At 65.8% G+C, this 6,366-nt stretch carries 6 protein-coding genes; all 6 read left to right on the forward strand.

Going from position 1 to position 6,366, the window contains the following annotated elements:
* Positions 1-95: 95 nt before the first annotated feature.
* The 6 genes from EA346_RS14640 to EA346_RS14665 all read left to right on the forward strand — a co-directional run bounded on the left by EA346_RS14640 (position 96) and on the right by EA346_RS14665 (position 6,139).
* Positions 96-251, forward strand: a complete 156-nt coding sequence (locus tag EA346_RS14640) for a hypothetical protein (RefSeq protein WP_296759831.1) — start codon at positions 96-98, stop codon at positions 249-251.
* Positions 252-594: 343 nt separating this feature from the next.
* Complete coding sequence (locus tag EA346_RS14645; RefSeq protein WP_296759833.1) at positions 595-1,131, forward strand: transposase; 537 nt, start codon at positions 595-597, stop codon at positions 1,129-1,131.
* Positions 1,132-1,353: 222 nt separating this feature from the next.
* Complete coding sequence (locus EA346_RS14650) at positions 1,354-1,569, forward strand: hypothetical protein (RefSeq protein ID WP_296759834.1); 216 nt, start codon at positions 1,354-1,356, stop codon at positions 1,567-1,569.
* On the forward strand, positions 1,566-2,012 hold the full coding sequence (locus tag EA346_RS14655) for a type II toxin-antitoxin system VapC family toxin (protein ID WP_296759836.1): 447 nt from the start codon (positions 1,566-1,568) through the stop codon (positions 2,010-2,012). Before EA346_RS14650 ends, EA346_RS14655 begins: the two co-directional genes overlap by 4 nt.
* A gap of 414 nt (positions 2,013-2,426) precedes the next feature.
* Positions 2,427-5,081 (forward strand): DEAD/DEAH box helicase, encoded by a 2,655-nt coding sequence (locus tag EA346_RS14660; RefSeq protein WP_296759838.1) that lies wholly within the window; start codon positions 2,427-2,429, stop codon positions 5,079-5,081.
* Positions 5,078-6,139, forward strand: coding sequence for a helix-turn-helix domain-containing protein (locus EA346_RS14665; RefSeq protein WP_296759839.1), 1,062 nt, complete (start codon positions 5,078-5,080; stop codon positions 6,137-6,139). Before EA346_RS14660 ends, EA346_RS14665 begins: the two co-directional genes overlap by 4 nt.
* Positions 6,140-6,366 lie beyond the last annotated feature (227 nt).

The raw sequence follows: 6,366 nt of genomic DNA on the forward strand, positions 1-6,366 counted from the left end.
CCTTTCACGGCGGCGACCGGGGTTCGAATCCCCGTGGGGACGCCATCTTTTCAAGCACTTAGCGCCATCAACGTTCAACGTATTAGACACCCACTTTGTTGGAGGTCTTCAAGACCCGTCGCCGCGACGAACGCCTCGCCCACATCGACCGCATCTTCCGCGACTACGAAAGCTGGCTCGAAGAAACCCAGATGACCGAACCCGATCCCTACGTCCAGGTCATCGCCGCCTTCACCGGACAGCCGGCGTGACCCGAGCCATCCCCACCAACCCAACAGCGGACGACAGCCCGCGCCACGAGTGCCCCAACCGTAGGGCGGAAAAGCGAAGCGTCATCCGCCGAGCAGCGCAGGCCGATGCTCCGAACGCCCGACAGGTACTCACCGCCGGAATGGCGGATGACGGCCTGCGGCCTTTTCCGCCCCACGGGAGTCGCTGTAGGGCGGAAGAGCGAAGCGTCATCCGCCAACCGACGCCCGTCGCAGCCCCGAACGCCCGCGCCATCCCCACCGCTCGGACGGCGGATGACGGCCTTCGGCCTCTTCCGCCCTACCGCTGTGCATCATCAACCCATCATTCCAAGGGACTGGAATCATGCCGAACTATCGAAGGAACCGCGTTCCGGGAGGAACCTACTTCTTCACCGCCAACCTGGCGGACCGACAAAGCGGCTACCTCGTCGAACACATCGACACTCTGCGCAACGCCGTGCGCCGTGTTCTGCGAGCCCGCCCGTTTCATATCGACGCATGGGCCGTGCTGCCTGACCACATGCACTGCGTCTGGACGCTGCCACCCGGCGACCACGACTACTCCGGACGCTGGCGCGCCCTCAAGACCGCATTCGCGAAGCGGGTACCCCGGCCTGCGGCGGCGCGCCCCTGCACCACCCGCACCGGCGAACGCGGTATCTGGCAACGCCGGTTCTGGGAACACACCATCCTCTCCGACGACGATTACGCCGCCCACATCGACTACGTGCACATCAACCCGATGAAACACGGATGGGTCAACGCCGTCGCCGATTGGCCATATTCGACATTCCACCGGTACGTCCGCGAAGGCGTGTACCCGGCAGATTGGGGCGGCGGCCTGGAAGACCGGGTACATGGAGGTGGCGGTGAACGTTGACCCACGCGTGGAACCCATGCCCAGCGACGGGACGGCGGATGACGGGCTTCGCCCTTTTCCGCCCTACAGGTCGTGCTCGGGCACGCGTAGGGCGGAAAAGCGAAGCGTCATCCGCCAAACGGCGCTTGCCACAACCCCGGAACCCCACCCCGGGCCACCACGCCAAGGCGTTCCTGCCCCCGTTACGGGCATATAATTCTACCATCCTGCGAGGATCACCTGATGAACGAACTGCGAAACCACGTGCTGCGTGAAGTGGCGAAACTGGATCTGAAAGGGTTGCAGGCCCTCGAACCCGTCCTGGAGGCTCTGGTGAAGGCCCGGGGCGTTACCGTTACCACGCGCGGTGACGGCGCAGCCCGCAGCCGCAAGACCTTGTCCGATCTCGACACCAGCCTCAGCCAGGCTGTGATCGAGGGTCGTGAAGATCGTCTATGAATCTCTTCTTCGACACCTCGGCGCTGGTGAAGTATTTCCACACCGAGAGCGGTACGCGGGAGGTGATTGAACTCATCGAGCGTCCCGAGAACGCGACGTGGGTTTCCGACCTCGCAAGGGTCGAGTTCATGAGTGCCCTCTACCGGAAATTGCGGCGGGGTGATATCGACGGCAATCAGCTCGACGCGACGCTCGCTGGATTCGAATCCGAATGGAAACAATTCAACACCCAGCCGGTGAGCGAACTGGTACTCGTCGAGGCTGAAAAGCTCATGCGGCTAACGGGAGCGGACTGGAGCCTGCGAACGTTGGATGCGATCCATTTTGCAAGCTTCGCACTACTGGCCGAGGAGGATTGGGTCTTCGTCGTGTCCGACGCCCTGCTTGCGGAAGCCGTTGCCTCCCAGGGCTTTGAGGTCATCAAGGTTGCATTGTCAGGATGACAGCGCGACCCCCAGCGCTGCAATGGCGGATCACGGCCTTTGGCCTTTTCCGCCCTACGGCTGCCCGAGGCCGACCCGTAGGGCGGAAAAGCGCAGCGTCATCCGCCATGCGGCGCCGATCCATGCCCGCACACGCCGCCGTCACCCCAGGATCCGTAGGGCGGAAAAGCGCAGCGTCATCCGCCATGCGGCGCCGATCCATGCCCGCGCACGTCGCCGTCACCCCAGGATCCGTAGGGCGGAAGAGCGCAGCGTCATCCGCCATGCGGCACTCATCGAAGCCCCAAAACGCCGGAGCCTTTCCCACCGCTACGGCGGATGACGGCCTTCGGCCTTTTCCGCCCTACGTGATGTCCGGTGGCGACGAGGGTGCCGGCTGGCTTCGGGCTGCTGATTTCTGACGGGAAACGCGTGATGGACGTGAGGGATACAGGTCTCCTCGGATTGACCCCCGGTGGCCGTGTGGTGTGCCACGATCCGGAGAGCCCCCTGGGCACGGTCTTCGCCGAGAGTGAGGCGGCGGGTCTGGTGCACCTCGCTGGCCGGAAGGCTGCGAACGGGGCTGCGGATGCGACGCTGCTGTTCTGGCGGAGCATCGCCGAGGAATTCCTGCGGGCGGTCTGCCATCTGCCGGAGGGGGCCGAAGATGCCCGATCGGTGCCTCCGCCCGAATCCGCCCGACTGACCGAGTGGATCCTGAGTGCCCCGCCGATGCGGGGGGCTGAGTATCTCTCGGCGGCGGTGCTGGAAGGGATCTGGAACCGATTGCAGGGTTGGACCCAGGCTCGTGTCGACGAGCTGGGCGGCGTGACCGGCTTTCTGGAGGAACACGCGCCCTTGTGGTCGCGGGTCGGCAAGGTGACGGTGCACCTCGCCGAAAACAAGAGCGATGACACCCGGCCCTTCGCCTTCATGGCCTCCTACGCGTCGGGACTTGCCGCCTCCGGACGCCTGCGCCAACTGCCGCTGGGCAAGGCCCTGCAGGAATATGCCGGCGCGGGCAACAAGGCCGTTCTGCTCAAGCTGCTCCAGCCCCTGCACCGCGCGGCGCAGGCCTGTCCCTTCATGGCGGATCTGATCGAGAGCGGTGACATCTACCACCCGATCGCGTGGACGCCACAGGAGGCGCATGCCTTCCTGCAGAGCATTCCCGCCTACGAGGACGCGGGGCTTCTGGTCCGCCTGCCCAACTGGTGGCAGAAGCGCGGCCGCAGGCCAAAGGTGACGGCGACCATCGGCGACACCAGGGCCGGTGCGCTGGGCCTCGATGCCCTGCTCGACTTCCGGCTCGATGTGGTGATCGATGGCGAGACGCTGAGTGCGCAGGAGGTTCAGGCGCTGCTGGAGGGCGACGACGGACTGGTGTTCTTCCGGGGCCAGTGGATCGAGGTGGACCGCGAGCGGCTGCAGCAGGCGCTCGACCACTGGAAGGCGGTCGAGGCCGATGGCGGGCTGTCGTTCATCGAAGGCATGCGCCTGCTCGCCGGCGCGCCTGGGGATCTCAAGGACAAGGCGGAACTGGAAGAGCAGCGCGAGTGGGCCTTCGCCCAGCCGGGCGCGTGGCTCGCGGACACCCTGCGGCAACTGTCCGACCCGGCGGCGTCCGGCCCGCCATTGGCGCTGCGAGCAACGCTGCGGCCCTATCAGGTCAAGGGGATGGACTGGCTCTGGTTGTGTGCCCGGACCGGTCTCGGGGCATGCCTGGCCGATGACATGGGTCTGGGCAAGACCGTCCAGGTGCTGGCCGCGCTGCTGCGGAAGCAGGCGGAGCTGCCGAAGAGCCCGCCCGCCCTTCTGGTCGTTCCCGCCTCCTTGATCGGCAACTGGAAACAGGAGGCCGCGCGTTTCGCGCCGACCCTGCGCCTGTTCATCGCGCACCGCTCCGAGGCGGGCGAAGCGGATCTGGCAGCACCGACCGCGGAGACCCTGTCCGGCGCCGACCTGGTCATCACCACCTACGGGATGCTCACCCGGCTCGACTGGCCCGCCCGGACCCGGTGGAGCTGGGTCATTCTCGACGAGGCGCAGGCGATCAAGAACCACGGTACCCGCCAGAGCAGGGCGGTGCGCAAGCTCGATGCCGAGGCCCGCATGGTCCTCACCGGAACCCCGGTGGAAAATCACCTGGGCGATCTCTGGTCGCTGTTCGACTTCATCAACCCCGGATTGCTCGGCACCGCCTCCCAGTTCCGGGAATTCGTCAAGACCCTGCGCAAGGACCACAACGCCCATTTCGGCCCCCTGCGCCGCCTGGTCGCTCCGTATATCCTGCGCCGCCTCAAGACCGATCGAGGCATCATCGCCGATCTTCCGGACAAGACCGAGATGAAGGTCTACTGCGGCCTGACTGCGGTCCAGGCCAGGCTCTACTCGCAGACCGCAGGCCGGCTGCAGAAAGAACTCGAACACAGTGACGGGATGCAGCGCCGAGGTCTTGTACTCGCCTACCTCATGCGCTTCAAGCAGATCTGCAACCATCCGGACCAGTTGACCCGGTCGGGCGATTACGCCGACAGCGACAGCGCCAAGTTTCAGCGCCTCGCGGGGCTTTGCGAGGAGATTGCCTCGCGGGGCGAGAAGGCCCTGGTGTTCACCCAGTTCCGGGAAATGACCGAGCCGCTGGAGCGCAGCCTCGCCGGCGTCTTCGGGCGCAACGGGCTGGTGTTGCATGGCGGCACCCCGGTCAAGGAGCGCTCGCGGATGGTCGAGCGCTTCCAGCGCGAGGACGGCCCGCCGTTCTTCGTGCTCTCGCTGAAGGCCGGCGGTACCGGGCTGAACCTGACCGCGGCATCCCATGTGATCCACTTCGACCGCTGGTGGAACCCCGCGATCGAAAACCAGGCCACCGATCGCGCTTTCCGCATCGGCCAGCGGCGGAACGTGCTCGTGCACAAGTTCATCACTTCGGGCACGCTGGAGGAGAAAATCGATGCGCTGATGGACGAGAAGCAGGGCACGGCCGACGCGATCCTCGGTGATGGCGCGGAAAAGGCCCTCACCGAGATGAATGACCGCGAGCTGCTCGAGTTCATCCGCCTCGACCTGAACCAGGCTGAAACGACGCTATGAGCTGGAACTACAAACCCTATGTCCCCGTGGCCCGACGCAGGGCCAAGGGGCTCCGCCACGTTGCGGCCATGAAAAAGCGGGGGGAGGTCGTCGAGCCGGTGGTAGCCGCCACCCCCCGCGGCCGGATCGCCGTCAGTTTCTGGGGCCAGGCATGGTGCGACCACCTTGAATCCTACAGCGATTTCGCGAACCGCCTTCCACGTGGACGCACCTACCTGCGCAACGGTTCGGTGCTGCATCTCGGTATCGAGCCGGGGAAGATCCAGGCCCTGGTGATGGGTTCCGAGCTGTACCGGCAAAGCGTCCGCATCGACCCGCTTCCCGCCGGGCAATGGGAGGCTCTGAAACAGCGCTGTCAAGGCCGGATCGGTTCCGTGATCGAGTTGCTGCAGGGCAGGATTTCGCGTGAGATCATGGCCGTCGTGACCGATCGCGACACGGGCTTGTTCCCCCGTCCCGACGAGATCCACCTGGGCTGCGACTGTCCCGACTGGGCAGACCTCTGCAAACACCTTGCGGCGGTTCTCTACGGCGTCGGCGCCCGGCTGGACACCGCTCCCGAGCTTCTGTTCACCCTGCGCGGTGTGGATCACGCCGAACTGATCCAGAGCGATATGGCCGCGCTCTCGGGTACGGGGGAGCGGTCCTCGCGCCAGACTCTGCCACCGTCCGCCCTGAGCGAAGTCTTCGGCATCGAAATCGACGATGAAGATCTTCCGGCGGACCCGCCGGCCTCCGCGCAAGCCACACCGGATGCCCGGACCACCCGCGACGCCGAAGTCACCCGGGATGCCGGAACCACCCGGGGAGTCGGCTCCGGCCCGGCCCGGCGGGCTGCGAAGCGAACCGCGCAGAAACAGGCCGAGGCCGGGATCGCAACCACTCCCACCGGCATTCGTGCCCTGCGCGAGCGCCTCGGCCTCTCCCGGGCCGCCTTTGCGGCCGAACTCGGCGTTTCGGCCCAGACTGTCGCCAACTGGGAGAACCGGACCGGAACCCTCAGGCTCCAGAGACGGAGCCTGAACCGGCTGCATCGGCTGCATGAACGTTCGGGCTGATGGGCCATGCGGGAAGTGCAGTACCCGCGCGCTTCGCAAGATGCACTGGCGCTGCGCGGGCATGTTCAAGACTCGTGATTCGTGCACCTGCCGGCCTTGCGTCGACGCGCGAGTTTGACGGGAATTGACGTCGCGACTTATTGTGTAGCTGTCTGTACAATTGTGGGGAACGCATGGCGCTGAATATCCGAAATCCCGAAGCGGATCGGCTGGCGGAGGAGTTGGCG

It is taken from the genome of Thioalkalivibrio sp., assembly GCF_007692535.1.
GTDB lineage: Bacteria > Pseudomonadota > Gammaproteobacteria > Ectothiorhodospirales > Ectothiorhodospiraceae > Thioalkalivibrio.